Source organism: Planctomycetota bacterium (genome assembly GCA_016125255.1).
Taxonomy (GTDB): Bacteria; Planctomycetota; Phycisphaerae; order Phycisphaerales; family Zrk34; genus RI-421.
Genome location: WGMD01000002.1, coordinates 927,604 through 953,686, shown reverse-complemented (window position 1 = coordinate 953,686; position 26,083 = coordinate 927,604). Strand labels below are relative to the sequence as shown.

Genomic DNA, 26,083 nt, shown 5'->3' with positions numbered 1-26,083 from the left:
TCGTCTCAAATCAATGTCGCAGCAGGAACGTCTTGGCGTTGAGCACGCCCCAGGCCATGTCCTCCAAAGCCGCCCGCCGGTCCGGCGAATCGTGCAGATACTTGACCATCGCCACCAGCTCGCGCTCGCTCGGCCCCCGGTTCAGCGCCCGCCACAATAGCTCATCCACAATCTCGCCGTCCGACAACTTCGAATCGACCCACCGGCCCAACACGTTGTCCGTCCGCGTCAGTGCTTCATGAATCATCGGCCCGCTGGTCAGCTCCAGCACCTGACCCAACGCCGTCTCGTCCGATCGCTCGCATTCGCTCGATAAAAGTCGCGGCGGCTTCCCGAATAGCCGCAGAAACCGGGCGCCGTTCGTCAGTTCATGCCGCCCGAAAACCGCAGCGACGCCCGGCAACTGCACCGCGCGTAGGTCGCTCTCGTCCTCGCTGTACGCCACGGGCACGTCCAGCGTCCGGCTCACCGCGTCGGCGATCACCTCCGCCGGCAGGCGACGAACGATCGCGCTGGCGAAGTTGCGATCGTCGCCCGCGTTCGTCTCGTTGGGCTCCGACGAAAGCTGGTACACGCGCGAATTGGCGATGAAACGGATCATGTCCCGCAGGTCGTACCCGCTGGCGACGAATCGGCGCCTCAGCACATCGAGCAGCGCGGGATTCACCGGCGGGTTGGTGATGCGGAAATCATCGACCGGCTCCACCACGCCGCGACCCATCATGTGGTACCAGATGCGATTGGCCTGCACTTCGGCGAAGCGCTGCCCGCCGGCCGTCGACGGATCGGTGATCCACCGGGCCGCGGGTTCGAGGCGGTTCGACTCATCCGCGAACACCAGCTTCGTCGTCCCGTCCAGCATCGTCGGCTCCGGGTTCGCCTTCGTGCGCGGGTCCACCACTTCCCGCTTCCCGTCGAGCTGAACGATCTGTTCGCCGATGAACTGGTTCTTGTCGTTCTTGTCGGTGCGCTTGTTTTCGACGATGTCGTAGCCGATCCCGTCGAACGCCGCAGCGAAGCTGTAATACGTGGACTGGGTCAGCGGTTCATACGGATGATTGTGGCACTGGGCGCACTGGAGCCGCGTGCCGAGGAAGATCTGCGCGATGGTTTCGCTGCGGTTCGTCGGATGGCGCAGGGCGCGATAGAAATTGGCGGGCGGATTTTTGTAGCTGCTGCCGACGGTCGAAAGAATCTGCCGCGCGAAGACATCCAGCGGCATGCCTTCGTCGATCGCCTGCCGCACCCAGTCGTGAAACTTGCTCACGCCCGTCTTGTCGAGCACCTTCTCCTCATTGCGCAGAAGGTCCGACCACTTGAGCGCCCAGAAATCCGCGAATTCGGGGCGATTGAGCAGGGCGTCGATCACCCGCGCCCGTTTGTCCGCCGCGGTGTCGGCGACGAAACGGCGGGCTTCGTCGGCAGTGGGGGGCAGGCCGAGGATGTCCAGGTACGCCCGCCGGACGAACGTCGCGTCGTCGCACAAGGCCGACGGATCCATCCGCAGCGTCTTGAGTTTCGCGAAGACCGCCTTGTCGATGTCATTGCTCGCCGGGGGATCGGCCCAGACGAACCCCGGCCGGCGGGGCACGAACGCCAGGCGCACCGCCCGCTGCTGATTCAGATAGCGCACCACCACCGTGCTTTCGCCCGCCCGCTCGGTGGTGATGCGGCCGCGTGCATCGACTTCCGAGAGCAAGTCCGCCGGCTCGTACACCGCCAGATCGCTCACATCCCGCGTCGAACCATCGGAGAACACCGCGATGGCTTTGACCTCTACCGACCAGTTCGGCTCGGCGAGCACCGATTCCGCCGGTGTCACCTTCAGGTCCGTCAGCTTCGCCAGCCCCGCCGCGTCGTCATGCGCGCCATCCGCGATCCATGCGCGCAGAATGCGGAACGCCATCGAGTCCGCGTCAAATCGTTTGCCGCCTTCGTGCGTCACTTTGAGCGTCGGTTTGCGAAGGATGAGACTCGCATCGGGATCGGCGGGCACGACGCGCTTGGTGCTTTTGGTCAGTGCGACGAAGTCCAGGCCCGGGTCCTGCCCGCGCAATGAAAGTTGGAATCCGCCCTTGCCTTCCTTGCCGCCGTGACAGGCCCCCATGTTGCAACCGGCCTTGCTGAGCACAGCCATCACATCGCGCTGGAAGCTGACCGGTTCACCCGCCCACGCGCCCGCCGCCAGCGCCATCACGACGCCGACCGCCGCCCATCGGGCAAGCTCGCGTCGTGTTCGCATCGGTTGGGCCCTCACGGCGGATTCCCCTATTGGAGCGGATCATCAAAAGCCGATCCCCGTCGGCGATCGGATCGTTCAAGTATATCGCTCCCCCGGCGGTCGCGACCCCCGATTGATCGAAAAATCCCCATGAAATTCGCCCATCCGCCGCAGCGGTCAATCGGCAAGGCCCAGCACATCCTTCATGCCGTACCGACCCGCGGGCTTACCCGAAAGCCAGGCCGCCGCCTTGAGGGCGCCGCGGGCGAAGGTGTCCCGGCTCGAGGCCTTGTGCGTCAGCTCCAGCCGCTCGCCGACGCCGGCGAAGAAAGCCGTGTGCTCCCCGACGACGTCGCCCATGCGCAGCGACTGCATCGTGATCTTGCCGCGCTCGCGGACGCAGTCGTGCCCGACGCGCTCCATGACCAGATCGCCCGACATGCTCTTGCCCGTCGCCTTGCAGATCGACTCGGCGATCGCCAGCGCGGTCCCGGACGGGGCGTCTTTTTTATGGTGATGATGGGCTTCGAGAATCTCGATGTCGTAGTCGTCGCCGAGCTGCTGGGCCGTGCGGGCGACGAGCGAAAGCAGCAGATTGACGCCCAAGCTGGTGTTGGGGGCTTGCAGGACGGCGATGGTTTTGGCGGCTTCGTCGATCAGGGCGTGATCCTCCCCCGTCAGCCCGGTCGTGCCGATCACCATGCTCACATCGCGGTCCACGCACCTTGCGATCAGCGCCCGCGTCGCCGCCGGGGCGGTGAAGTCGATGACCACCGCGGCGGGGCTGTGGAACCCATCGGTGATGGGGACGCCGTTGGGCTTGATCCCCGCGGTCAGCCCGCTGTCAGCCCCGACGGCCGGGTTGCCGGGGGCTTCGAAGGCCCCGGCGAGGTGGAACTGCGGCATGGCGGCGGCCAGCGCGATGAGCCGTTGGCCCATGCGCCCGGCGGCCCCGGCGATGGCGAGTGCGATCGGATTGGCGTTGGCATTCATGAGGGGCATTGTAGCGTCTGACCCACTCGGCGCAACTGGCATCGACAGGTGATTGTGATACGATGAAGCTTTGGCCGGTCCGACCCGGTCGTTTCCTTCCGCAAGCACGAGATGCGCCATGCCCAGCATTACCATTGGTGACAAAGTCTGCACCTTCGAAGGCCGCAAGACCGTCCTTCAGGTCGCTCAGGAAAACGGCATCGAGATCCCCAGCTACTGCTATCACCCCGGTTTGAGCATCGTGGCCTCCTGCCGCATCTGTCTGGCGGAGGTGTCGGAGCCGAACCCGCGCGACAATGGCAAGCTGGCGTTGATCCCCAAGCTCGTGCCGACCTGTCAGCACCCCGCCGCCGACGGTGCGGTCGTGCACATGCAATCCGACAAGACGCAGGCGAATCAGAAGGCGGTCATGGAGTACCTGCTTCTGAATCACCCGCTGGACTGCCCCGTCTGCGATCAGGCCGGCGAGTGCTACCTGCAGGACTACAGCTATCGCTACGGCCGGGCCAGCTCGCGCTTCGAAGAGAACAAGGTCAAGCAGCCCAAAAAAGACATCGGCGAGCATGTGCTGCTCTACTCCGATCGCTGCATCATGTGCACCCGCTGCGTCCGCTTTACGCGCGAAGTCAGCGGCGAGGGCGAGTTGAGCGTGCAGGGCCGCGGCAACAAGGAGGAGATCGACGTGTTCCCCGGTCGCCCATTGGACAATGAACTGTCCGGCAACGTGGTGGACATCTGCCCCGTCGGGGCTTTACTTGATAAGGATTTTCTGTTCGAGCAGCGCGTGTGGTTCCTCAAGTCCACGCCGAGTATCGACCCGATCACGTGCTCGGGCGACAACATTTGGATCGATCACAATCAGGGCCGCATCTGGCGCATCAAGCCGCGGGAGAACGCCGCGGTCAACAAATGGTGGATCAGCGACGAAGTGCGCTACGGGTGGAAATTCGTGCATGACGAGTCGCGGCTTGTTTCGCCGATGGTCGATGGCGAACAGACGGACTGGAAGACCGCGCTGACCCGCGCGACGATGGGGCTGTCGGGCAAGAAAGTCGCCGTCGTGATCTCGCCCATGCTCAGTTGCGAAGACGCGTACACGATGGCGACGGCGATGCGGACGCTGCATCAGGGGGCGCTGCTGGCCGTCGGCCCGGTGCCGCGGCAGGGCGAAGACAAGACCTTCGGCGGCGGATACACCGTCTATGCCGAGAAAGCCCCCAACGCGCGCGGCGTGCGTCGCATGCTCGCTCAGATCGCCGGCGACAACGGGTTCGTCGAGTACAAGGATCTGATCGCCAAGCTCAAGGAAGTCGACGCCGTGGTGCTGACGGGCAATTACCCGTCGGCATGGGTCACGAAGGAGCTCGTCGACGTCGCCAGCGGCAAATTCACCGTGCTCATCGACACGCTGCCGAACGATCTGACGAAGAAGGCGAACGTGGTGCTGCCCGCCGCGACGTGGGCCGAGAAGGCCGGGACGTTCGAGAACGTGAACAATCGTCTTCAGGCCTTCGAGGCGGCGCTGCCGTTGGCGGAGTTCGTGCGGCCGGAGGGCCAGATCGCGCTGGACCTGCTCGTCGCCGCCGGGAAGATCGAGCCGGCGCGCTTCGACGTCGCCGCGGCGCGTCAGCAGATCGGCGGGGCGCTGGTCAGCGAAGTGCATCCGCCCGCCGGCAAGTCCGCCGCGCACGCGCAGATGCAGTACGTGGAGCTTTGACGGAAAATTTGCTTGATGTCGGTTCAGCGCCAATAATGAATAGTCGATTCTCAAAACATCAATGATTTTCAAAGGGGCTTGGGAGGTCTTCAGGACCATTGGGGCGAAACCCCACCCGGGCCTCCTTTTTTATGTTTATTCTTTACGTAGACGCTTCCGGCCAGCCTGAAGTCGCACATGGCGCTTCACCTCTGTATGCGATGGCGGGTATTTGTGTCCACGAAGGTACTTGGTTTGCACTCGAAAGCCGATTCAATACGCTCAAAGCACGTTACTCGTGTCCTGGCGTTGAGTTTGAACTTCACGCCAAGGACTTCTGCACGACCATCAGCGAACAGGATGAAATCGAAAATTTTTGTGAACTGAATTGGAATGAACGGCGATGTGCCGTATTGGAAAGGCGGTCCCAAAAAATCGCATTACTCAAGGGCGAGGAACGCCGCCGGAAGCTAAAAAAGTATCGAGCCACGGATCCGTTTGTCCACTTGCTGCGAAGTGAGCGAACGCGACTGTTGCAAGAAGCGATTGAATTGATTGGCACTCATACAGGCATTCAGTTGTTCGGCGAGGTTGTCGATAAAGGATACTTGGCGAAGCAAACGGGTGCGCGCGATGCTGTCGAACACACGTTCACACAGTTGGTTTCCCGTTTTGATATGTTTCTAGATCGTTATAATCGCAACGCCCCAGGTACGGGTGTCGACAAAGGCTTAATGGTCATGGATGATGAGCCGTCACATGCGGAGACAATGCGAGACCTATTCACGCGATTTCGCGCCCAAGGCCATCCTTGGGGTAAAGTCAATCATGTGCTTGAATCACCGTTCTTTGTTGACAGCAAGATGGTCTCCGCCGTTCAGGCAGTGGACTTGTGTGCATATGTGCTGAGGCGGTATGTGGAGCGGGCGAATACTCGGCCCAACTTGGAAGAAGTCAATTTTCGTCGCATTTTTCATCAGTTTGATCGAGCGGGCGGGCATCTGCACGGTTTGCGCCACTACTGCTCCAGGCAATCTTGCAGGTGCCTGATTTGTCAGGAAAAAGGACATGCGCCAGTGGATGCCGGGTTGTTTGAAGATGTCGACGACTTACGTGATGAGAATGGCGATGCCGGCAGAGCAACTTAAACGAACGGTCGGTCTCATCAGCGCGATTCTGCTCGGCCTTGGGTCGATTCTCGGCACGGGCGTGTTCATCAGTCTGGGCCTCGCCGCCGGTTCCGCCGGGCCGTCGCTGCTCGTCGCCATCGTTCTCGCCGGCGCCGCCGCCCTGTGCAGCGCCCTGTCCAGCGCCCAGCTCGCCGCCAGTTTCCCCGTCAGCGGCGGAACCTACGAATATGGCCACCGCTACCTCACGCCCGGTCTCGGGTTCCTCGCCGGCTGGATGTTCCTGACCGCCAAAAGCGCTTCCGCCGCCACCGCCGCGCTGGGCATCGCCGGCGCCGCCCTCGCCCTGACCGACATCACTTCGCCCGCCGTGCACGTCTGGGTCGCCGTCGGCTCCGCCGCGCTGCTCATCATCATCGCCGCCGGCGGCATTCGGCTCTCCAATCTCGTCAACGCCGCGCTCGTCGCCGTGACGCTGGCGGCGCTCCTGAGCTACATCGTCATCGGCATGCACCCGGCGATCGTCGGGTCCGTCGAGTACATGCATCCGTTCTGGCCCCAGGCGCCCGTCGACGTGAGCGGCGACTGGCAGCGGAACTTTTTCTCACTCCACGAATTCCTCGAAGCAGCCGCACTCGTCTTCGTCGCCTTCACCGGCTTCGGCCGCGTCGCCACGCTCGGCGAAGAGATCAAACACCCGCAGCGCAACATCCCCATCGCAATCGTCACTTCGCTGCTCATCGCCGTCGCGCTCTATCTGGCCGTCGCGTTCGTGAGCGTCGGCAACGTCGGCCCGCGCTTTTACCTGCACGCGACCGAGCACGGCAACGCGCCGCTTCAAGCCATCGCCGAGCAACTGGAAAAGCATCGGCTGGCGATCGCGCTGAGCATCGGGGCGATCACGGCGATGGGCGCGGTCCTGCTGAATCTGCTCTTGGGGCTCTCGCGGGTCGTGCTGGCGATGGGCCGGCGGCGCGACATGCCGCGCTTCCTCGCCTTGCTCGACGAAGAGGGGCAGACGCCTTATCTGGCCGTCCTGTTTGTAGGACTGATCGTGATCGGATTGATCTACATCGGCAATGTGCGCTACACATGGTCGCTCAGCGCCTTCACCGTGCTGATCTACTACGGGCTCACCAATCTCGCCGCGCTGTGTCTGCCGGCCAAACACCGCCGGTTTCCGCGCGTGTTCGCCGTGCTGGGCCTCTTGGCGTGTCTGTCTCTGGCGGCGTGCGTCGATCGCAAGGCGCTGATCACCGGGCTGATCCTGCTGGGCGTCGGTCTCGTGTGGCGCACCATCACGGCCTATTACCGCCATCGCACGATCGGCGGCTCCGTCCCGCCCGCTCCCGCCGAGCCCGACAAGTCCTCGACCCATTCAGGGTGAGGCGAGCTCCATCAGCTCCCGCGCGGTGCGGACAATGTCGTCCGCCGACAGACGCAGCAGCTTCAATAGATCATCGGGCGTCTTGCCGCTCTTGGGCACGCGCTCGACGGTCATCTGCTTGAGCGTGAAGCTTCCCCCGTCCTCCGCCAGCGCCGACGCCACCGCGCCGCCGACGCCCGCGCCGTAGTTGTCCTCGACGGTGAGCACCATGCCGTTGTTCTCCTGCGCCAGATCGAGCAGCGCCTCTTCGTCGAACGGCAGCGAGTACAGATCGACCAGCGTCGCCGAGATCCCCGCTTCCTCCAGTCCGTCGAGGGCGCGGTTCGCTTCGTGCACCATGTACCCGCTGGCGACGATCAAAAGATCGTTGCCCTCGGCGATGACCTCGTGTCCGCCGAGCGTGAACTCGGTCTTGTCGTCGTAGAGCAGCTCGGTGTCGGGTCGCAGCGTCCGCATGTAGCACGGCCCGTCATGCGCCGCCATCGCCTGCACCAGCGCATACGTCGCGAACGCATCGGACGGCTGAAGCACATACATCGCCGGCCTGCCGTCGGGCAACTTCACCGAGGTGAACGAGCGGAACCACGCCACGTCCGGCAGCGCCATCTGGCTCGGCCCGTCGGCGCCCAGCGAGACGCCCGCATGCGAGCCGATGAGCTTGAGGTTCGCGCCGCTGTTGATCGACATCTCGATCTGGTCGTACGCGCGCGTCAGGAACTTGGCGAACGTCGAGATGAACGGAATCTTCCCGCCCGCCGAGAAGCCCGCCGCGACGCTCACCATGTTCTGCTCGGCGATGCGGCAGTCGAAGAATCGCGCGGCCAGGTCGGCGTCCTTGGCGAAGTCGTCGGCGTAGGTCGAGCCGCGCACGTCGGCATCGAGCGCGACGATGCGCGGGTTGGCGTGACCGGCCGCTCGCACGGCGACGCCGTAGGCCCGCCGCGTCGAGAACTTGCCCTTGGCCAGCGCGTCCGCTTTGCCGAATTTGATCAGCGCTTCGGTGAACGAAGGCGCGGGCGTGACGGCCGGGGCGTCGGGAACCTTCGCGGTGATGGGCGCGATCGCCAGATCGCCATCGGTCCATGCCGCACCGACGTGCGCGGCCGTCGCGTCCAGCTCGGCGAAGATGTGGTCGACCTCATTGGGTTTGATCGGTGTGCCGTGATGACCGTTGCCCTGCATCGACGCGGCGCCCCATCCTTTGGTCGTGCGGGCGACGATGGCGATGGGCTGGCCGGGGCCGGCGTCAGCGCGGGCGGCGTGTTCGGCGAGCGCGGCGAGGATCGCATTGGGGTCGTGCCCATTGATGTCGCGCACGTCGTAGCCGAAGGCCTTGAGTTTGGCGACCATCGTGTCGGCCTGCTGCTGCGGGCTGGCCTTGTCCGACTGCGCGTACACGTTGCAGTTGAAGATCGGCAGGACGGCGGTGAGCTTGGCATCCATGATGTAGTCGAGCGCCTCGGCGACCTGCCCCTCGCGCGACTCGCCGTCGCCGATGATGCAGAAGATCCGCTTGGCGATCCCGTCGAGCTGCGCCGCCTGCGCCAAGCCCGCCGCCGTGGACAGTCCCTGCCCCAGCGAACCCGTCGCCGAATCGAAGAAGGGGAAGCCCTCCAGCGGATTGGGATGCCCGTCGACGACGGAGCCGACCTCGCGCAGCGTCATCGCATCGTCGCGCGTCATCGGATGCAATTTGCCCTTGCCGATGGCGACGCCCAGATCGGCGCACGCCGCGTAGACGATCGGCACGGCGTGGCCTTCGGAGAGCACGAGTCGATCGGAACCCGGATGCTTCGGGTTCGCCGGCTCGTAGCGCATGTGTTGATACATCAGGCAGGTGATCAGATGCGAGAGACTGGCCGCGGTGGACGGATGCCCGCTGCCCGCCGCCGTCGTCATCTGAATCGACAGCTTGGTAAGCTCGACCGCTTTGGCGTGAATGGAGGCGTCGATCGCCATGGTCGGAGTCCTTTCGATATTGAAGGCCGGATTATCCGCCATGCGCGCGACGGGAGCAAGCACGAATCGTCAAGAAACCTGCCCGTTTCACACCGGCGTCGCTTCGCATTCGAGCAGGTGGTACTCGAAGGCGTCGATGATGGCGGCCCATGCGGCTTCGACCACGTTCTCGCTCACGCCGATCGTCGAGAAGTAGCGGTCGGCCTTGTCCGGGTCGGCGACGGCGAAGTCGATGATGACGCGCACCTTCGCGGCCGTCTCGTCGGCGGCATTCACCACGCGGACCTTGAAGTCGCGCAGGTGCACGGTTTGAAGCTGCGGGTAGTGGTCCTTGAGGCATTTGCGCATGGCGGCGTCGAGAGCGTTGACCGGGCCGTCGCCTTCAGCCACGCGATGCTCGATCTCCCCGCCGACGGAAAGCTTGACGATCGCTTCGGTCGTCGGGGCGTCGCCGTTGGTTTTGAGAATCACGCAGCGGTAGTGATCGAGCTTCCAGTACGGGCGGCGCTTGCCCATCTCGCCATACAGCAAAAGCTCGAAGCTGGCGTTCGCCGCTTCAAATTGATAGCCGGCGTTCTCGAGTTTCTGCACACGCTCGAGCACGCGGCGCTGCACCTCCTTATCGTTTTCGATGTTGAACTTCCGCCCGAGCGTGGCGCTGATGTTCGACACGCCCGACAGTTCGCTGACGAGCACGCGGCGGGTGTTGCCCACCGATTCGGGCTCGACGTGCTCATAGCTGCGCGCGAGCCGGTTGACGGCATGCACGTGCATGCCCCCTTTATGCGCGAACGCCGCCGGGCCGACGTAGGGCTGATTCTCCCGCAGATTCATGTTCGCCAGCTCATACACGAACCGGCTCGTCTCGGTCAGGCGCTTCAGCGCATCGGCGCCGTTGTCGTGCAGACACGCGGTCCGGTACTTGAGTCGGAGGTTGGCGATGACGGTCGTCAGATCGACGTTGCCGCAGCGTTCGCCGATGCCGTTGATCGTGCCCTGCACCTGCATCGCGCCCTGTTTGAGCGCGGCGAGCGTGTTGGCGACGGCCAGACCGGCATCGTTATGCGGATGAATGCCGAAGTTCACATCGGCGCCGAGCGCTTCGCGCAGTTCGCTGACGACCTGCGCGACCCATTCGGGCATCGACCCGCCGTTGGTGTCGCAGAGTACGAGCCGGGTCGCTCCGCCTTCGAGCGCCGCCCGCAAAGTCTGCAAGGCGTATTCACGATTGGCGCGGTACCCGTCGAATAGATGCTCCGCATCATAAAACACCTCGCGTCCCGATTCAGAGCAGAACCGCACGGACTCGCGGATCATCGCCAGGTTTTCCTCACGCGAGACTTGAAGCACTTCGTCCACGTGCAGGTCCCATGTTTTGCCGACGATGGTGACGATCGGCGTCTGCGCGTTGACGAGGGCTTTCATGCCGACGTCGTCCGCCGCCTTGACGCCGCGCCGACGGGTCATGCCGAAGGCGCAGACTTTGGCGTGCTTGAGCCGCGTGCGCGCCATCTCCTCGAAGAACGCGATGTCCTTGGGATTCGAGAGCGGGAACCCGCCTTCGATGTAGTCCACGCCGAGGGCGTCAAGGTGATGAGCGATCTTGACCTTGTCGATGAGCGAGAAGCTCACGCCTTCGCCCTGTGTGCCGTCGCGCAGGGTGGTGTCGTAGATTTCAACGCGGGTTGGTAGATGCGGTTGATCGGTGCTCATGGGGGTTCTCGAAAGTGGCTCTACAAAAAAACCCTGCTCGGCGGCAGGGTTTGGTGGTTCGTGTGTATGATCGCCAGCCCTACCGTTTGGTATGGTTTGAAATAATAATGATGCTGGCGATTCGGCTGTTCATACGGACTCCATTATACCCCTCTCATCGGCGAAAACAACATGACGCATCAGTCCCCGCAGAGCCCGATGGTCCATCCCTTCACGCTCGGCCCGTGGCAGACGAACTGTTACGTGACCCACCCGGCCGGTTCCAAAGCGTGCTGGATCATTGACGCCGGGTTCAATCCGCAGCCGATGATCGACGCCATTCGTCAGCGGCATCTCGCGCCCGAACTGATCGTGCTGACCCATGCCCACGCCGACCACATCGCCGGTCTGCGTGAAGTGCGCGATGCTTTCCCGGATGTCCCGATTCTGATTCACGAGGCGGAGGCGGATTTTCTAACCGATGCGGAGTTGAATCTCTCGGCGGGGTTCGGGTTTCCGATCGTTGCGCCCGCCGCCGATCGACTTTTGCATCACGGTGACACGCTCTCGCTCGCCGATCTGACTTTTGAAATCCGTCACACCCCCGGCCACAGCCCCGGCGGCATCTGTCTCCATCAGCCCGATCATCAACTCGCCTTCACCGGCGACACACTCTTCCGCGATTCGATCGGCCGCTACGACTTTCCGACGTCCGATCCGCAGGCGCTGATGCGATCGATTCATGAGCAGCTTCTGACCCTGCCCGACGAAACGAAGATTTACCCCGGTCACATGCAGAGCACGACCATCGGCCGGGAGCGCCGGATGAATCCATATCTGCAATGATGTTTCATCATCGCCGCAGGCGACGCGAGCTGATGAGCACCAAGCTGAGCATGACAAAGCCGGCGGTTGGTTCGGGGACGGCGCCGATCGGGCGGCCGTTTTCATCGACGAGGATGAGACCGATGCCGTCGGTGTTGGAGAACAGGCCGGCCTGAAGCGTGTTGAAGAAATCGGAGAAGGCGCCGTTGACGGAGTTGGGCAGGATGTCGCCGTTGAGCGTCGGGCCGCCGTAGGGCAGCAGTCCGCCGACGCCGCTGACGTTCGTGGTCAACTCGACCTGAAGCGCGACCAGATCGCCGACGTGGACCGCCCCATCCGCAAAGAAATGCTCCACATCCTCAAACGCATTCTCGATGAATCGTGAGACATTGACGGACCAGAAATTGACGTCCGACGCCGAGGGAATCTTTTCGAGAAGGAACGTATTGACGGGGTCCACCGTATCGTTCAACCCCCGGCCGTTGCGCGCCACGTCAGCGACGGTGAACGCGGCTCCATCGAAGAGCACGGCGGTGCGGCCGTCGACGGTGACGGAGATTTTCAGACTGATTTCCGAATGGGGGAAGACGGGCGAATTATTGGATGTCTCATCGGTCAGGGGCGGGAAGGTGCCGTCGTCGGCCTGAAGGAAACCGTCGAAGGTGAAGGCCAGGCCGACGGTCGTCGGATCGCCGAGATTCCCGCCGATCGCACGGTAATAGGAAACCGCTTTGGCGATGGCCTGAACTTCGGTGAAGGTGCTGCGGCGGCGCAGCTCCGGATCGGAGTTGATGTCGGCGTTGTAGGATTTTTCGTACTGGGCGGCGCTAATGGCGCGGACCACCGGGCCGAAGACGCCGGGCATGAAGGGCAGTTCCTGCTCGGTCGCCTCGGCGTTGACCCGGGCGAAGTTTTCATCGAACGAGACATCCGCCACCGCGCCCGGCGGCTGAAGATTGTAGCTGGGCGTGAGCTTGCGCTGGACCGAAGCGAAGGTGCGGTCATCGACGACTTCATCGATATTGCTGACGACCTGATAGACCGTGTCGGGAAGCACTTTCAGGAAGGTCAGATCGTCGTGATGCTCGAGATGGGCTTCGACGTGAAATCCGCGCCGGGGCAGGGCGGCGTCGGGGTCGGCCCCGTTTTCGAGGTCGACGTAGTAAAGCCCGTTGCCGCCGTCTTCATAGTCGGTGTAGACGATGGCGTGCCTTCCGTCGAAGGCGTCCTTGCTGAGCCGGATGCCGGCGATGGTGCGGCCGTCGATCTGATCGCCGGCGGACAGCAGCGGCGTGTAGGTCATGTCGGTGCCGTCGCTCAGGGCGTGATAGAGCGTTCCGTCTTCGGTGAACAGCACGTTGGCTTTGCCCTGCGTGACGGTGCCGAAGGCCAGATCGCCGAAGTTTGAGAAGTTGCCGCCGGTGGGCCGGACGGAGGTGTTGTTGACGATGAGGATCGGATCGGTCGAACCGCCGATCAGCGCGTAAAACCCGCTGTTTCCCCCGGTGCCGGAGAATCCGAAGAAGGCCATCCCGCTGTCGCGCGCCGAAAGACTCTCATATTGCGTGAACTGGCCGGACCCGTCGGGGATCGGCGTGGTATTGTCCAAGACGGTCGAAAGCGACGCCGTGCCGGGGTCGACGCGCTGGAGCCGCTCCTGAATCGGCCCGCCGGAGTAGAAAGCGCCCTGCGATGTGAGCGTGGGGTTGAACACCTTTTCGGTCGGCGGTGCGATTTCCTTCACGCTCGTTCCGTTCCAGAAATACAAGCCGCGCCCGCTCGAGATCGTCGGACTGCCGTTGAAGATGACGCCCTGCGGCCCGACGCTCACATCGTTGGGGAACTGCACGCTTGTCGTGCCGCCGCCGATCAGATCGACCGGCGTCGTTGTGGTGGCCACTTCATGGAAATCCTTGAAAAAGCCGTCGTAGTACATGAGCTTCGTCTGCCCGTTGACGCCGGCGCGGAAGGCGACGTTGCCATCGTAGATCGAGATGTCGCGGAACCCGCCGTTGAAGGCACCGCCGCCGGGCGCTGCGGTGTTCTGATCCGCCAGCAGAATGATGTTGCCCGGCCCCAGCGCTTCGTACAGCACGCGATTGCCGTCGTCGAGCGTCGCGCCGAAAATCGCCGTGCCCCGATCCAATGCCGGCAGCGGCGATGATTCCTCCGATAGATCGCCGATCGTCGACATCGTTCCCGGCGCCGCGCCGCCCGAAGCGACCAAGAGATCAAACGTCACCGCCGACGCCGATCGACAACAGATCGCCACGACAACCGCCATGCCGCATGCAACGGACCACTTTCTCCACATGTGTCGATTCCTTGAAATGGAGTACCCGACCCGAAACAAGAACTATTCTAATGCCTCCCATTCCGAAGGCAAGCTAATTTATCTCACTAAAACATCACATTTCCCAGCATTTTGGCCTCAATTTAACCGAATTCGGGCATTTTGCTGATGGGTCTTGAACATCAATCCGTTCTAAAGGACGCTCCTCTTTGTGATGGGAGCATTGGAAATGATTGGAAAGTCGTTGGCTGCGTTGTGCCTGCTTTGTTCCACCGCGTTCGGCATCGTCACGCATGTCGATCTTTCGCAATATGACCTGACGGGGACGTTCGACCTCGACCCCATCCTCGCGTCGGAAGCGTCGGCGATGGCGTACAACTTCGACACCGACACGTTCTTCGTGCTCGGCGACGAAGGCGATGCGGTGGTTGAGGTCGATCGCATGGGTGTGACGCTTTCGTCGATGACGCTGACAAACTTCGACGACACGGAAGGCATGACGTACATCGGCAACGGACAGTTCGTGCTTACCGAGGAGCGATTGCAGGATCTGTTCAAGTCCACTTATGTGTCCGGCGGCACGGTGGATCGTTCGAGTTTGAAGAGCGTTTCACTCGGGCCGACGATCGGGAACATCGGCATCGAGGGCGTGTCGTTCGAGCCGTCGACCGGCAAGTATTACGCCGTGAAGGAAAAGCAACTTCAGGCGGCGTACGAGGTGGACGCGGACTTTGACGCCGGGACGGCGGCGGTGATGGACCTGTTCACGCCGAACCTTGGCGTCACGGACCTGTCGGACATTCAGGTGCTTTCGATCGTGCCTTCGCTGGCCGGCTCCATGGATCGCGACAATCTGCTGATCATCAGCCAGGAGTCGCAGAAGCTTCTTGAAGTCGATCGCGACGGCAACGTGCTGAGCATGTTCGACCTGACCGGGCTCGGCGGGGACCTAGAAGGTGTGACCATCGACTTCGACGGCAACATCTACATCGTCGGCGAAGCGCCCAAGCTCTTCGTGCTGACGCCGCGTGCTTCGCTCACGCCCGAGCCCGCCAGCGGACTCGTCGGCTTCGCCGCACTGGCGGGCCTTCGCCTTCGCAAGCGCCGCGCGATGAAAACCTGCTGAAAAGTTCGAGAAAGCACCCTTTTATGCCTGTCGTTCACGCAGGCGGGAGACCACCATGTTCGCAAAGAAGAATGCGTTTTTGTCCGTGATGATGTTCGCCGTCGCTTTCGCCGCCGCGAGCCCGGCTCACGCGGTCGTCCGCATCACCGAATGGATGTACTCAGGCGTGCCCGGCGAGTATGTCGAGTTCACGAACGTCGGCTTGACGAGCGTCGATCTGACCGGATGGTCGTATGACGATGACAGCCGCACGCCCGGCGTGCTGGACCTGTCGGCCTTCGGCACGCTCGCCGCCGGCGAATCGGTCGTCATCACCGAAGCCACCGAAGCCGACTTCCGCGCCGCGTGGAGTCTGCCCAACTCGGTGAAGGTCATCGGCGAGTACACCAACAACCTCGGCCGTAATGACGAGATCAACCTGTTCGACGACATGGGCAACCTCGTGGATCGTCTGACCTACGGCGATCAGAACTTCCCCGGCACGCTCCGCACGCAGGACGTCAGCGGGAACATTCAGCTTGGCGCGCTGGGCACGAACGATCCGTCGGCCGTTGATACTTCGTTCGTCGGCGACGTGTACGGTTCGTATCTGGCCACGTCCGGCGACCTGGGCAACCCCGGCCAGTACCTCGTGTTCGGGCCGGTCCCCGAGCCGGCCTCGCTGAGCATCCTTCTCGCCGGCGCCGCGCTGATCGGTCGCCGCCGTCGTCGGTGATGAATTGACTTCAATGCTTCAGCATGAGAGCAGCGCTGCGTTCGATTCCAGAAACTGTTGGTGCCAGAGGTAATGGTCGAGGAGGCCGGTCGTGTCCCGGCCGAGGAGGTGGTACGCGATGAACAGCGCCTCAATGCTCGCCAGTCCGCGCGTCGGGTCGGGGCAGGCGGTTTGGCAGCGAGGGTACGCCGTGACGAAATCGCCCGGCAGGGAGCGCGGGATAGTTGTCGCCAGTTCACGCCGCAGGCCGCTGGTCATCCGCTCCGCATGACGCCACGTTGCATCCAGCAGCACCAGCCCCGTGTCGGCATCGTCGCGCGACAGCGGCGGGGCGTCGAGCGTCAGCGCGATGCGGCCGGTCAAATCGATCGGCCCCTTGAGCGGATAGCGCAGCATCTTCACCTCCGCCCGCGCGCTGATGCCTTTGAGTGAACACTTGGCGAGGTTCTCTTTCTGATGTCGAATGATGATCGTCGCAGGCGCATCGGGCATGATTCGATTCTACCGCTTCGCGACGCCGCTCGCGGCGGGCTCGACTATAATGGCACGCATGTCGGAGCCGCAGCACATGAAACGGATTCAACGACTGACCGCCGTGATCGAACGCGAATCGGACGGTTTTGTCGCGCTGTGTCCCGAACTGGACATCGCCAGCCAGGGGGCGAGCGTCGAAGAAGCGCAGCGGAACCTGACCGAGGCGGTGGAACAGTTTTTCGAGTCCGCTGACCCGCGCGAAGTCGAGCAGCGGATCCCGGCGAACCCCGTTGAGTGAGAGCGGGGTTCGATATGACCAATGACAAATGCCTGATGCCTAATGACAAATGCATTGGTCATTAGGCATTAGGCATTTGTCAATTGTCATCGCAAGGCAAAAGACGACGCCGCTCGCGGCGGGTGAGTCGAGCGTGTACCGTATCGTGATGCACGAACCCAATCGCAAACAGGCGCAGGCGCTGGTGATGAAGATGATGGCGATCCCCGGGCAATGGGGGCGCGAGACGCAGATCGCGGCGTTCATCATCGAGCAGCTTCGCGCCGCCGCTGTACCCGCTTCTTCAATCAAGCGCGACAAGGCGCATACGGAAAGCCCCTTCGGCGGCGAATGCGGGAATATCATCGTGACGCTCCCCGGCTCGACCGGCCGCACGCGCGAACCACGCCGCATGCTCTCGGCCCACATGGACACCGTGCCCATCTGCGTCGGATGCAAACCCGTCCGGCGCGGCAACCGCATCGTCTCCGCCGATCGCAACACCGGACTCGGCGGCGACGATCGCGCCGGTTCGGCGGTGATCCTCACGGCGCTCACGACGCTGCTGAAGTACAAACTCCCCCACCCGCCACTGACGTTCCTGTGGTGCGTGCAGGAGGAAGTCGGGCTCATCGGGGCGCGGCATGTGGATGTGAAACTGCTCAAATCGCCGCGGCTGGGGTTCAACTTCGACGGCGGGAAGCCGGCGGAGCTCGTCATCGGGGCGACGGGGGCGTATCGGATGAACATCGACATCCGCGGCGTGGCGTCGCATGCGGGCGTGCATCCGGAGCGCGGCGTCAGCGCGACCGTCATCGCCGCCCGCGCCATCGCCGACCTCGACGCCGGCGGATGGCACGGCCTCGTCCGCAAAGGTCGCCACCGCGGCACGAGCAACGTCGGCGTCATCGAAGGCGGGGCGGCGACGAACGTCGTCACCGATCATCTGCGCCTCCGCGCCGAAGCGCGCGCTCACGATCGCGCCTTCCGCAAGCGCATCGTCGCCGCGTATCGCAAGGCGTTCGCCTCAGCGGCGCGGCACGTGAGGAATGATGCGGGTCGCCGCGGCTCGGTGAAGATCAGCGTGCAGCACGACTACGAGGCATTCGCGCTGCGCCCGACGGCGCCCGTCGTCCTCGCCGCCGCCGAGGCCGCCCGCGCCGCCGGGCTCAAGGCGACGTACCGGATCGCCAACGGTGGGCTCGACGCCAATTACCTCAACGCGCACGGCATCGCCACCGTGACCCTCGGCGCCGGTCAGAAGGACATTCACACGACGAAGGAATCGCTCAATCTCCCGCAGTATCACGCCGCCTGCCGCATCGCCCTGCGTCTGGCTGGGGCATGATTTTGCGAGGGGCTGGGATTTTTCGATTGTCGTGATTTCTCGTGGTTTGTATACTGATTTGGAACGCTCATCGCGCCGGTTGGGGGCGATACGGTGCGTGGGCAGCGCTTTCACTTCGTGGATGATGACATTGCGACGAGGCACGGCTTTCACGTTAATCGAGCTTCTGGTGGTGGTGGCGATCATTGCGCTGTTGATCGCCATTCTGCTCCCCTCGCTGACCGAGGCGCGGAACGTCGCGAAGGTGACGGTGTGCGCATCGAATCAGCGTCAGGTCCGCATCGCCACCGAGTTCTACATGCAGGCCTACCGGCAGACGGAGCCGTGGATCTTCGGCAATGGCACGGCGGACTACGGTTGGGAAGGGCAGGAGGAGGCGTTCCCCAACAAGCTGGGCAATCCCGCCATCGCGCTGATCGGCCTGCGCTCCGATCAACTCGAACCCGGCAAGCCCACCGCGCAGGCCAAGCCCGGCGGATTCCTTTCGGAGAAGGACCACTATCTGTTCTTCTGTCCGCTCTCGGAATATGACCGGGACAAGCAGTACACACCCAACCCGCCCGACGCGGGCGATCCGGCCCTGGGCAAGTACTGGGGCTCGTACACGTGGTTCTGGAAGCATCAGACCATGGATGAGGACCGCTTCGATCAGGGCGGCGGGAAGCTGCACTCCAATCAGATTCTCTTCGTCGGCGAGCAGTCGCGCGACAAGCTGGTCATGTCCGACTATCAAAGTCTCACCTACGACCACTACAACGCCCTGATGATCGACGGCTCGGTGCAGCTCATCACCAAGGACTTTTCCGAGTTCCGCAGGTGGCTCTGGGGCCCCGGCGGGACGGCGTATTGATTGCATTTGGTGCGCGGCGCGGCGGTGTGATATCATCCGCGCGTGTGCCGATTCCCGTTCAACAACCGCTCATTTACCGGCTGGGGGCTTCCATGCTGATGCGTCATCCTGTCCTTGCGCTGCTGCTGTTCGTGTGCATTCAAAACGCCCTGATGGCGCAGCCGACGCCAACCGCGCCGCCCGCCCCGACCGACACGCCCGCGCAGGTCGACAAGGTGCGCGAGTCGGTGGTGAAGATCCTCTCGACCGTCCGGCGGCCCAACGTCTTTCGCCCATGGGCCAAGGAGAACCCCGCCGATATCAGCGGGTCCGGCTCCGTCATCGATGGGCACCGCATTCTCACCAACGCGCACGTCGTGGCGTTCGCGAGTCAGATTTACGTGCAGCCCAATCACTCGGCCCAGAAGATCGCCGCGAAAGTCGAGTTCGTCGCGCCGGGCATGGATCTGGCGATCCTCAAGCTCGATGACGAATCGTTCTTCGACACGCACGAACCGCTCAAGCTCGCCGCGGCCCTACCGGCGATGCGCGCCAATGTCACGGTGTACGGCTACCCGATGGGCGGGACCGAAATGTCCGTCACGCAGGGCATCGTCTCGCGCATCGAGTACGGCACGTACTACCACAGCGTCGGCGGACTCCGCATGCAGATCGACGCGGCCCTGAACCCCGGCAACTCCGGCGGCCCCGCCATCGTCGACGGCGTCATCACCGGCGTCGTCTTCAGCCGCATGCAGGAAGCCGAGAACATCGGCTACCTCATCCCCGCCGAGGAAGTGAAGCGCTTTCTCGACGATGTCGCCGACGGTCAGTACGACGGCAAGCCGACGCTTTCGACGATGCTCTTTCAGGATGTCGAGAACGAGGCGCTGCGGGCGCGGCTCAAACTGCCCGAAGGGACGGGCGGCGTGATGGTCGAAAAGCTCTTCGACCCGGATGCATCGCTCTTGTCCGGTGATGTGATCACGAAAATCGGCGACCATCCGATCGACTCCGAGGGCAGCGTCGCCGTCGGCTCCGACCTGCGCCTGCGATTCGACTACCTTGTGCCGATATTGGCCAAGGACGGCAAGCTCGACGTCACGGTTCTCCGCGACGGCAAGCCGATGCCCATGCAATTGCCCGTCGAGACGCATCGGCCGCGACTGATTCCCGCCAACGACGATCACTATCCGCGCTACTTCGTGTACGGCCCGCTCGTGTTCAGCCCCGCCGATACGCTGACCCTTCAGTCCGCCGGCCGGCTCATCGGCTATCTGGCCGTGTCGGCCAGCCCGCTGGTGACGCGCACGCTCGATCAGCCCGGCGAGGTTCAGGAGTTGGTGATCATCGCTTCGCCCTTCCTCCCGCACAAACTCGTCAAGGGCTATTCCGATCACACGATGCAGGTCGTGTCGAGCGTCAACGGCGTAGAGGTCAAGAGTCTGCATCAATTGGCGCAGCTCCTCCGCGACGCCAAGGACGAGTACATCACCTTCGAGTTCGCGGGCAATCACGGCGAGATGCTCGTCTTCCGCCGCGCCGAGATCGAGGCGGCGTCGGAGGACATTCTCAACGACAACGGCATCCGCCAGCCGTACTCCGACGATCTGCGCGATGTGTTCGAGAAGAAGACGCCGTGATGGAGTGATGCGGTGATGTCGAGCCCCTACGCGCAGCTCATCGACCACGTTCAGCGGATCGGCCTGCTCAATTCGACGGTCGCGCTGCTCAATTGGGATCAGGAAGTGATGATGCCGCGGCACGGCGGGGCGGTGGAGTTTCGCGCCCGGCAGATCGCGCAGACGGCGCGGCTCGTGCATGAATGGCGCACCGATCCGCGCATGGACGAATGGTTGAGCGCGTGCGAGGCCGACGCGTCGTTGACGAACGATCCGCTAAGCGTCAGCGCGGTCAATCTGCGGGAAATCCGCCGGGATTTCGACCGGAATACGAAGCTGCCCGCGTCGCTGGTCGAAGCGCTGTCGCAGGCGGTGACGCTGTCCAAGAGCGCATGGGCGGAGGCGCGGAAGCGCGATGACTTCGCGGCCTTCGAGCCGTGGTTGAAGAAGATCGTCGGGCTGCTGCGTGAGAAGGCGGCTTGTTTGGGCTGGGGGGAGGGCGAGCCGTGGGACGCGCTGGCGGACGGGTTCGAGCCGGGGTTGACGGCGGTGCAGTCGGCGGCCCTGTTCGCGCCGCTGCGCGGCGAGTTGGTCGAGCTTGTGGGCGAGCTGCTCGATGACGGGACGCCGCCGAGCGATGCGTTCAATACGCTCGAGCTTCCGATCGACAAACAGCGCGCGTTCGTGCGTCACGTCGCCGAGCAGGTCGGCTTCGATTTTTCGCGGGGGCGGGTCGATGAGTCGTCGCATCCGTTCTGTCTGCCGCTGCATCGTGATGATGTGCGCATGACGACGCGGTTTCAGAAGTACATGCTCAACGATTCGCTGGGCTCGACCCTGCACGAATCCGGGCACGGCATCTACAACCAGCACGTCCCCGGCGGCGAGCACACCGGGACGCCGATGGGCAACGCCGTGCGGCTGTCGATTCACGAAAGCCAGTCGCGCCTGATCGAGAATCAGGTCGGCCGCAGCGCCGCGTTCTGGCGATGGTGCTATCCGAAGCTGCGCGAATTTTTCGGCGCGGCGACGGACGGGTTGACCTTCGACGACGTCTACGGCGGGGCGAACATCGTCGCACGCAGTCTCATCCGCACCGAGTCCGACGAAGCGACCTACAACCTGCACATCATGGTGCGCTTCGACCTGGAGCGGGCGCTGGTCCGCGGGGACTTAAGCGCGGCGGACGTGCCCGCGGCCTGGAACGAGAAGTACAGGCAATACCTGGGCATCGACGTGCCGGACAATCGGCGGGGATGTTTGCAGGACATGCACTGGGCGCAGGGCGCGATCGGATATTTTCCGACGTACACGCTGGGCAATCTTTACGCGGCCCAATTCTACGAACAGGCCCGGCGGGACATCGGCGATCTGGACGGGCGCTTCGCCGCGGGTGACTTTGCGCCGCTGGTCGACTGGCTCGCGGCGAACATTCATCAGCATGCGATGCGCTACCGGGCGGACGAATTGTGCATGCACGTGACGGGCGAAGCGCTCAGCGCTGAGCCGCTTCTGCGCCATCTGCGGCAAAAACTGCGGCCGATTTACGGATTGAAGTGACGGCCGATCATTCGGTGGGCAGGAGCGCGGGGGGATTCATCGGCGTGGACTCGGTGTTCCAGGTCAGGCCCCAAAGGTCGGCCAGCTCGATGCGTCGGGCGCTGCCGTCGGCGAAGACGACGTTGATCGCGCCTTGATGGCGATCGATGCAGATGCGGCCGGCCCCGCCGTTGGCGCCGGTCAGTCGCGTCGGCGGGAAGGTGATCGAGCCGTTCTTGTTGTTCTGGAACCAGTTGTCGACCCACATGCCGTCGGACCAGAGCGGGGCTAGGTCGGTGAGCTTGGGTTTGGACAAGCCGTTGAAATGCTTTTTGTAGTCGGCGGCGTCGGAGGCGGGGCTGGCGCCGTCGGTGATGCCGTAGTTGCGTCCGCCGTGCATCCATGCGTTCCAGGTGTACGACCCGTCGAAGCCCTTGATGAATCCGCCGCCGGTGTCGGGGGCGCCCCATGCGACGCTGACCGTGCCCCATCCGCTGTAGGGATGCACGGTGTCGGTGGTGTAGTCCCATTGATGTTCGTAATCGACGGGCGCTTCGGGGCAGAGGAGGACGCGGTCGTCATCGCCGATGTAGGGGCTGATGACGTGCATCCAGAAATGGTCATAGGGGAGGCCGCCGGTGGAGATGCCGCCTGATTTGTAGTAGGGGAAGATGTGATCGCGATACTCGACGGAGTAGGAAGCGAGCGCCACGCCGAGCTGGCGCAGATGCGTGGCGCAGACGAGACTCTTGGCGTCCTTGCGCGCCTGCGAAAGCGAGGGGAGCAGGATCGCGATGAGCAAAGCGATGATGCTCACGACGACGAGGAGTTCGATGAGGGTGAACGCCCGGCTGAACGGCGCGCCGCGGACAGCGCGTTTAGCGGCGGGGCTTGCCCCGCGCGGCGTGCGCATCTGGCCGCGCGTGGCAAGCCCCGCCGCCAAATGCGCTTCGGATTGGACATATCGATTTGTCATTTTCTGCGTCGCACCAGGATCATTCCCATCAGCGCGAGTCCGGCGGGCAGCGCGGCGGGCGTCGGGACGGCGGCAATGGCGTAGTCGATGTTGTAGCTGTCGTTGGAATCGTTGCCGTTGGACCCGACGCCGACGGCGACGTAGACGACGTCGCCGGCGGAGAGGAAGCCCAGCGCGGTGTTGAAGTGCGCATCGGTCACGCCGGCGAAGGTGGTGTCGAAGAGCGCGGTGAGTGCGTCGAGACTGGTGAAGACGCGGACGTTGTTGCCGTCGCCCTGCGCGTCGCCGGTGCTGAAGTGGCTGTCGATGATTTCGTAGAGGCCGTCGGTGTCGATGGTGTAGGCGTAGATGACGTAGCGGTCCTGATTGTTGCCGATGCCTTCGCCTTGGGTGAAACCGGCGCCGGGGTGACCGGAGACGAGGGAGCCGCTGAGGTTGCCGGTGTTGAGATAGCGCGAGGGCGGACCGTCGTTGTTGAGCGCGTCGCCGTCGGGGCTCCATCGTCCGCCGCCGGCCTTGAGGAATTCGAAGTCTGCGATCGAGGTGATCGCGCCGGTGGAGCCGTCGCTGCTGGTGGTTCCGTCCCAGTCGGCGGGCGCGTTCCAGAGGTAGGCCCATCCGGTGCCAAGGTTGGCGAAGGACGCCTGGGTGCCGTCGGCGAAGGAGCCGGAGAGTTTGTAATCGTCATGCAGGTCGGCGACGACGATCGGCCCGTTGACGGAGTTGGCGAAATGCGAGAGGGTGAAGTCGAGGGCGAAGCCGTCGGACCCGTCGGCGCCATCGGGGCTGACGGCGACGTAGACGGTGTCGCCGACATTGAGGTTGCCGAGGGCGGCGTCGAAGCTGATGGGGGCGAGGGCGGTCTGGACTTTGTTGACGACGAGCGTGTCATTGACGTAGACCAGAGCGCGGAGCGTGCCGGTGTGCGTCGGGTTCGTGCCTTGCAGAAGCGTGTTGGTCAGATACACGGGACCCGCATCGCCGGCCTGGAGGGTGTACGCGGCGATGGGGGCGCGGTCCTGATTGTTGCCGATGCCGTCGGATTGCGTGGACCCGCGGCCGGGGTGTCCGCCGGTGCTGGTAAGCAAGAGAAAATCGGCGGGGAAGCCATTGTTATTGAGCGTGTCATTATCGGCGCGCCAGGTGCCGCTGACCGGATTGAGCGCGACGTAATTGGCGGAGGTGCCCAGCGGATTCGTCGACGCGTCGCTGCTGCTGGACCCGTTCCAATCGAGCGGGGCGTTCCAGAGGTACTGCCATCCGGTCGGGAACGCCGTGCCGGAAAAGTCATCGCGGAAGTCGGCGATGTTCGCGGCGTTGGCGAGCGAAGCGGCGGAGAGAATCAGACCGGTCGTGACAAGCTTGGCGCATCTCATGGGGGTTCTCCTGAAAATGATCTTCTCGGTTTCCTTCAAGGTTTTTGCTCTTGGGCGGCCGGTCGAATGACCGGGGTGAACGCGATGGAGAAGTCGAGCGTGAACGAGTCGGAGCCGTCGGCGCCATTGGGTCCGACGGCGACGTAGATCGTCTGTCCGGCGCGGAGGTAGCCCAGGTCGGCGTCGAACGAAGCAGCGGCGCCGTCGGCGGGGACGACTTCGTCCACCAGCGCGCGGACGGCGGAGTACGAAGTGAACACGCGGACGTTGAGGCCGTTGCTCGGCTCGTTGGTCGAAGCGAGGGCGCTGTGCGTGATGGCGTAGAACCCGTCATGATCGGCGGTCCACGCGGCGATGGCGAAGCGGTCGCGCCGGTTGGGTTTGATCGGGGCGAGGCCTTGGGGCAGTTCGGTCTCCGGCTGCGTCATGCCGCGGCCGGGGTGCCCGCCGATTTTCGTGAGCGTCAGAAACCGGGCGGGCGACCCATTGGTCGGATCGCGATCGCCGTCGGCGGTCCACGCCCCGCCGGCGGGAAAGAGCGGGCGATAGCCGGCCAGGTCCCAGATCGCGCCATCGGATTCGTCGCGGCTGATGCCCTGATGCCAATCGCGCGGCGCGTTCCAGAGATAGCGCCATCCCGCCGGCAGATGATCGGCGGCAAAGTCATCCGCATAATCAGCGACGATCATCGGCACCGCGTCACGGTCCTGCGAAACGCCCGGCGGCGGCGTCTGACGCACGGCATCCTGCGGGGGCTCGAATCGATCGGCGTCGAGCGCGAGGGGTTCGACGGTTCCGTCGGGCTGCACGGCGGCGGCGAAGCCGGACGTGACGCGACGGAGTGTGTGGTTGTCGGCGTCACGCAGCTCGACTTCGCCCACCAGCACGTGCAGTTCGACCCGGCCGGAGGGTTCGACGATGCTGGCGAATTCGGTGCCCAGGTCGATCATGCTCACGCGCGACGGCGTGGCGAGCACAAAGCCGCGCGCCGCGACGGGGATGTATGCCTGAATCGTGCCGCGCCGGAGCAGACCGCGGTTAAGCCCGGTCAGTTCGAAGTCGCATGGGCCGGTCAGGTCGACGACGGCGCCGGAGTGGAACATGATCTGCGCGGTGCCGGCGTGGAGCGTGAGCCGCCCGGTGGAAAGCTCGCTGCCCAGCGCGGTCGGCAACATCGTGTCGCCCCAGTCGGCGCCGACGGCGTCGGAGAGCATTGCGATGGTGTTGGCGTGGGGAGCGGGGAGTGCGGAGCGGGGAGCAGTCGGCAGGAAGAAGAAGAGGAGCGCGGCGGCGAGCATGATCAGCGCGGCGAGATACCAGACGCTTCGCCGCGAAGCGCGGCTCAGCGTCGGCGTGGAGGATTCATCCGCAGCGCGCCACGCCGACGCTGAGGCGGCTTTGAGCCGAAGCGTCTGGTACCGCGGCGCCGGCACGCCCGCACATTCAAATCGCAGATCGGCGGCCAACAGCATCGACTCGACATACAGCCGCCGGGCTTCCCCATCGCGCACGATCAGCGACTGGAGCGCCGCGGTCTGCACGGGATCGAGCAGCCCTTCGCGGGCGCCGTCGATGAGTGCGACAAGTTGGGCGTTTTCGTGCGTCATG

The 26,083-nt window shown here is 63.8% G+C and carries 20 protein-coding genes; 11 read left to right on the top strand and 9 right to left on the bottom strand.

Annotated elements, in window-relative coordinates; translation table 11 throughout:
* Window positions 1-10: 10 nt before the first annotated feature.
* Together GC162_05215 and GC162_05210 are read right to left on the bottom strand one after the other, a co-directional pair.
* Complete coding sequence (locus GC162_05215; protein ID MBI1368036.1) at window positions 11-2,242, bottom strand: DUF1549 domain-containing protein; 2,232 nt, start codon at window positions 2,240-2,242, stop codon at window positions 11-13.
* A gap of 156 nt (window positions 2,243-2,398) precedes the next feature.
* Window positions 2,399-3,214: a 4-hydroxy-tetrahydrodipicolinate reductase gene (locus GC162_05210; protein MBI1368035.1), complete on the bottom strand. Its 816-nt coding sequence runs from the start codon at window positions 3,212-3,214 to the stop codon at window positions 2,399-2,401.
* Between the two features lie 118 nt (window positions 3,215-3,332).
* Between GC162_05210 and GC162_05205 the strand changes: the two genes are divergently transcribed.
* From GC162_05205 to GC162_05195, 3 genes are all read left to right on the top strand, one after another.
* A complete protein-coding gene (locus tag GC162_05205) occupies window positions 3,333-4,931 on the top strand; it encodes a molybdopterin-dependent oxidoreductase (GenBank protein MBI1368034.1) in 1,599 nt (532 codons plus the stop codon).
* A 131-nt stretch (window positions 4,932-5,062) separates the two neighbouring features.
* The gene (locus tag GC162_05200) at window positions 5,063-6,058 is read left to right on the top strand and encodes a DUF3800 domain-containing protein (protein ID MBI1368033.1); all 996 of its coding nucleotides are present in this window, start codon (window positions 5,063-5,065) and stop codon (window positions 6,056-6,058) included.
* Complete coding sequence (locus GC162_05195) at window positions 6,027-7,424, top strand: amino acid permease (protein ID MBI1368032.1); 1,398 nt, start codon at window positions 6,027-6,029, stop codon at window positions 7,422-7,424. Before GC162_05200 ends, GC162_05195 begins: the two co-directional genes overlap by 32 nt.
* On the opposite strand, the gene GC162_05190 is transcribed toward GC162_05195, so the two are convergent.
* Together GC162_05190 and GC162_05185 are read right to left on the bottom strand one after the other, a co-directional pair.
* Window positions 7,416-9,383 (bottom strand): transketolase, encoded by a 1,968-nt coding sequence (locus tag GC162_05190; protein ID MBI1368031.1) that lies wholly within the window; start codon window positions 9,381-9,383, stop codon window positions 7,416-7,418. The genes GC162_05195 and GC162_05190 overlap by 9 nt on opposite strands.
* 87 nt (window positions 9,384-9,470) lie before the next feature.
* Window positions 9,471-11,096: a citramalate synthase gene (locus tag GC162_05185; GenBank protein MBI1368030.1), complete on the bottom strand. Its 1,626-nt coding sequence runs from the start codon at window positions 11,094-11,096 to the stop codon at window positions 9,471-9,473.
* A gap of 171 nt (window positions 11,097-11,267) precedes the next feature.
* Here GC162_05185 and GC162_05180 point away from each other — a divergent pair, with 171 nt between their 5' ends.
* The gene (locus GC162_05180) at window positions 11,268-11,921 is read left to right on the top strand and encodes an MBL fold metallo-hydrolase (GenBank protein MBI1368029.1); all 654 of its coding nucleotides are present in this window, start codon (window positions 11,268-11,270) and stop codon (window positions 11,919-11,921) included.
* Window positions 11,922-11,928: 7 nt separating this feature from the next.
* Here the strand turns inward: GC162_05180 and GC162_05175 are convergent, their stop codons facing one another.
* On the bottom strand, window positions 11,929-14,094 hold the full coding sequence (locus GC162_05175) for a hypothetical protein (GenBank protein ID MBI1368028.1): 2,166 nt from the start codon (window positions 14,092-14,094) through the stop codon (window positions 11,929-11,931).
* Window positions 14,095-14,407: 313 nt separating this feature from the next.
* Here GC162_05175 and GC162_05170 point away from each other — a divergent pair, with 313 nt between their 5' ends.
* Both GC162_05170 and GC162_05165 read left to right on the top strand, forming a co-directional pair.
* A complete protein-coding gene (locus GC162_05170; protein ID MBI1368027.1) occupies window positions 14,408-15,319 on the top strand; it encodes a PEP-CTERM sorting domain-containing protein in 912 nt (303 codons plus the stop codon).
* 55 nt (window positions 15,320-15,374) lie between these two features.
* Window positions 15,375-16,034 carry a PEP-CTERM sorting domain-containing protein gene (locus tag GC162_05165; GenBank protein ID MBI1368026.1) on the top strand — a complete coding sequence of 220 codons (660 nt, stop codon included), beginning with the start codon at window positions 15,375-15,377 and terminating at the stop codon, window positions 16,032-16,034.
* A gap of 18 nt (window positions 16,035-16,052) precedes the next feature.
* On the opposite strand, the gene GC162_05160 is transcribed toward GC162_05165, so the two are convergent.
* A complete protein-coding gene (locus GC162_05160) occupies window positions 16,053-16,526 on the bottom strand; it encodes a hypothetical protein (protein MBI1368025.1) in 474 nt (157 codons plus the stop codon).
* A gap of 76 nt (window positions 16,527-16,602) precedes the next feature.
* Between GC162_05160 and GC162_05155 the strand changes: the two genes are divergently transcribed.
* The 5 genes from GC162_05155 to GC162_05135 all read left to right on the top strand — a co-directional run bounded on the left by GC162_05155 (window position 16,603) and on the right by GC162_05135 (window position 22,144).
* The gene (locus GC162_05155; protein MBI1368024.1) at window positions 16,603-16,806 is read left to right on the top strand and encodes a type II toxin-antitoxin system HicB family antitoxin; all 204 of its coding nucleotides are present in this window, start codon (window positions 16,603-16,605) and stop codon (window positions 16,804-16,806) included.
* Window positions 16,807-16,954: 148 nt separating this feature from the next.
* Window positions 16,955-18,133 carry a M20/M25/M40 family metallo-hydrolase gene (locus GC162_05150; GenBank protein MBI1368023.1) on the top strand — a complete coding sequence of 393 codons (1,179 nt, stop codon included), beginning with the start codon at window positions 16,955-16,957 and terminating at the stop codon, window positions 18,131-18,133.
* Window positions 18,134-18,254: 121 nt separating this feature from the next.
* Window positions 18,255-18,983 (top strand): prepilin-type N-terminal cleavage/methylation domain-containing protein, encoded by a 729-nt coding sequence (locus GC162_05145; GenBank protein ID MBI1368022.1) that lies wholly within the window; start codon window positions 18,255-18,257, stop codon window positions 18,981-18,983.
* Window positions 18,984-19,075: 92 nt separating this feature from the next.
* Complete coding sequence (locus GC162_05140; GenBank protein MBI1368021.1) at window positions 19,076-20,605, top strand: trypsin-like serine protease; 1,530 nt, start codon at window positions 19,076-19,078, stop codon at window positions 20,603-20,605.
* Between the two features lie 15 nt (window positions 20,606-20,620).
* Entirely contained in the window at window positions 20,621-22,144 is a 1,524-nt protein-coding gene (locus GC162_05135) for a carboxypeptidase M32 (GenBank protein ID MBI1368020.1), read from the top strand.
* A 7-nt stretch (window positions 22,145-22,151) separates the two neighbouring features.
* On the opposite strand, the gene GC162_05130 is transcribed toward GC162_05135, so the two are convergent.
* The 3 genes from GC162_05130 to GC162_05120 are packed head-to-tail and all read right to left on the bottom strand — an operon-like array spanning window position 22,152 to window position 26,082.
* Window positions 22,152-23,099 carry a prepilin-type N-terminal cleavage/methylation domain-containing protein gene (locus tag GC162_05130; GenBank protein MBI1368019.1) on the bottom strand — a complete coding sequence of 316 codons (948 nt, stop codon included), beginning with the start codon at window positions 23,097-23,099 and terminating at the stop codon, window positions 22,152-22,154.
* Window positions 23,096-24,475 carry a hypothetical protein gene (locus GC162_05125; protein MBI1368018.1) on the bottom strand — a complete coding sequence of 460 codons (1,380 nt, stop codon included), beginning with the start codon at window positions 24,473-24,475 and terminating at the stop codon, window positions 23,096-23,098. The genes GC162_05130 and GC162_05125 overlap by 4 nt, the downstream gene beginning before the upstream one ends.
* 35 nt (window positions 24,476-24,510) lie before the next feature.
* The gene (locus tag GC162_05120; protein MBI1368017.1) at window positions 24,511-26,082 is read right to left on the bottom strand and encodes a hypothetical protein; all 1,572 of its coding nucleotides are present in this window, start codon (window positions 26,080-26,082) and stop codon (window positions 24,511-24,513) included.
* Between the last annotated feature and the right edge of the window lies 1 nt (window position 26,083).

Bases quoted from the DNA above. Each gene is read 5' to 3' on its own strand.
- GC162_05145 (MBI1368022.1), top strand. From the start codon at position 18,255: ATGATGACATTGCGACGAGGCACGGCTTTCACGTTAATCGAGCTTCTG.
- GC162_05195 (MBI1368032.1), top strand. From the start codon at position 6,027: ATGAGAATGGCGATGCCGGCAGAGCAACTTAAACGAACGGTCGGTCTC.
- GC162_05130 (MBI1368019.1), bottom strand. From the start codon at position 23,099: ATGACAAATCGATATGTCCAATCCGAAGCGCATTTGGCGGCGGGGCTT.
- GC162_05190 (MBI1368031.1), bottom strand. From the start codon at position 9,383: ATGGCGATCGACGCCTCCATTCACGCCAAAGCGGTCGAGCTTACCAAG.
- GC162_05180 (MBI1368029.1), top strand. From the start codon at position 11,268: ATGACGCATCAGTCCCCGCAGAGCCCGATGGTCCATCCCTTCACGCTC.
- GC162_05140 (MBI1368021.1), top strand. From the start codon at position 19,076: ATGCTGATGCGTCATCCTGTCCTTGCGCTGCTGCTGTTCGTGTGCATT.
- GC162_05120 (MBI1368017.1), bottom strand. From the start codon at position 26,082: ATGACGCACGAAAACGCCCAACTTGTCGCACTCATCGACGGCGCCCGC.
- GC162_05170 (MBI1368027.1), top strand. From the start codon at position 14,408: ATGGGAGCATTGGAAATGATTGGAAAGTCGTTGGCTGCGTTGTGCCTG.
- GC162_05200 (MBI1368033.1), top strand. From the start codon at position 5,063: ATGTTTATTCTTTACGTAGACGCTTCCGGCCAGCCTGAAGTCGCACAT.
- GC162_05215 (MBI1368036.1), bottom strand. From the start codon at position 2,242: ATGCGAACACGACGCGAGCTTGCCCGATGGGCGGCGGTCGGCGTCGTG.
- GC162_05135 (MBI1368020.1), top strand. From the start codon at position 20,621: ATGTCGAGCCCCTACGCGCAGCTCATCGACCACGTTCAGCGGATCGGC.
- GC162_05185 (MBI1368030.1), bottom strand. From the start codon at position 11,096: ATGAGCACCGATCAACCGCATCTACCAACCCGCGTTGAAATCTACGAC.
- GC162_05175 (MBI1368028.1), bottom strand. From the start codon at position 14,094: ATGTCGACGATCGGCGATCTATCGGAGGAATCATCGCCGCTGCCGGCA.
- GC162_05150 (MBI1368023.1), top strand. From the start codon at position 16,955: ATGCACGAACCCAATCGCAAACAGGCGCAGGCGCTGGTGATGAAGATG.
- GC162_05205 (MBI1368034.1), top strand. From the start codon at position 3,333: ATGCCCAGCATTACCATTGGTGACAAAGTCTGCACCTTCGAAGGCCGC.
- GC162_05155 (MBI1368024.1), top strand. From the start codon at position 16,603: ATGAAACGGATTCAACGACTGACCGCCGTGATCGAACGCGAATCGGAC.
- GC162_05165 (MBI1368026.1), top strand. From the start codon at position 15,375: ATGTTCGCAAAGAAGAATGCGTTTTTGTCCGTGATGATGTTCGCCGTC.
- GC162_05160 (MBI1368025.1), bottom strand. From the start codon at position 16,526: ATGCCCGATGCGCCTGCGACGATCATCATTCGACATCAGAAAGAGAAC.
- GC162_05210 (MBI1368035.1), bottom strand. From the start codon at position 3,214: ATGAATGCCAACGCCAATCCGATCGCACTCGCCATCGCCGGGGCCGCC.
- GC162_05125 (MBI1368018.1), bottom strand. From the start codon at position 24,475: ATGAGATGCGCCAAGCTTGTCACGACCGGTCTGATTCTCTCCGCCGCT.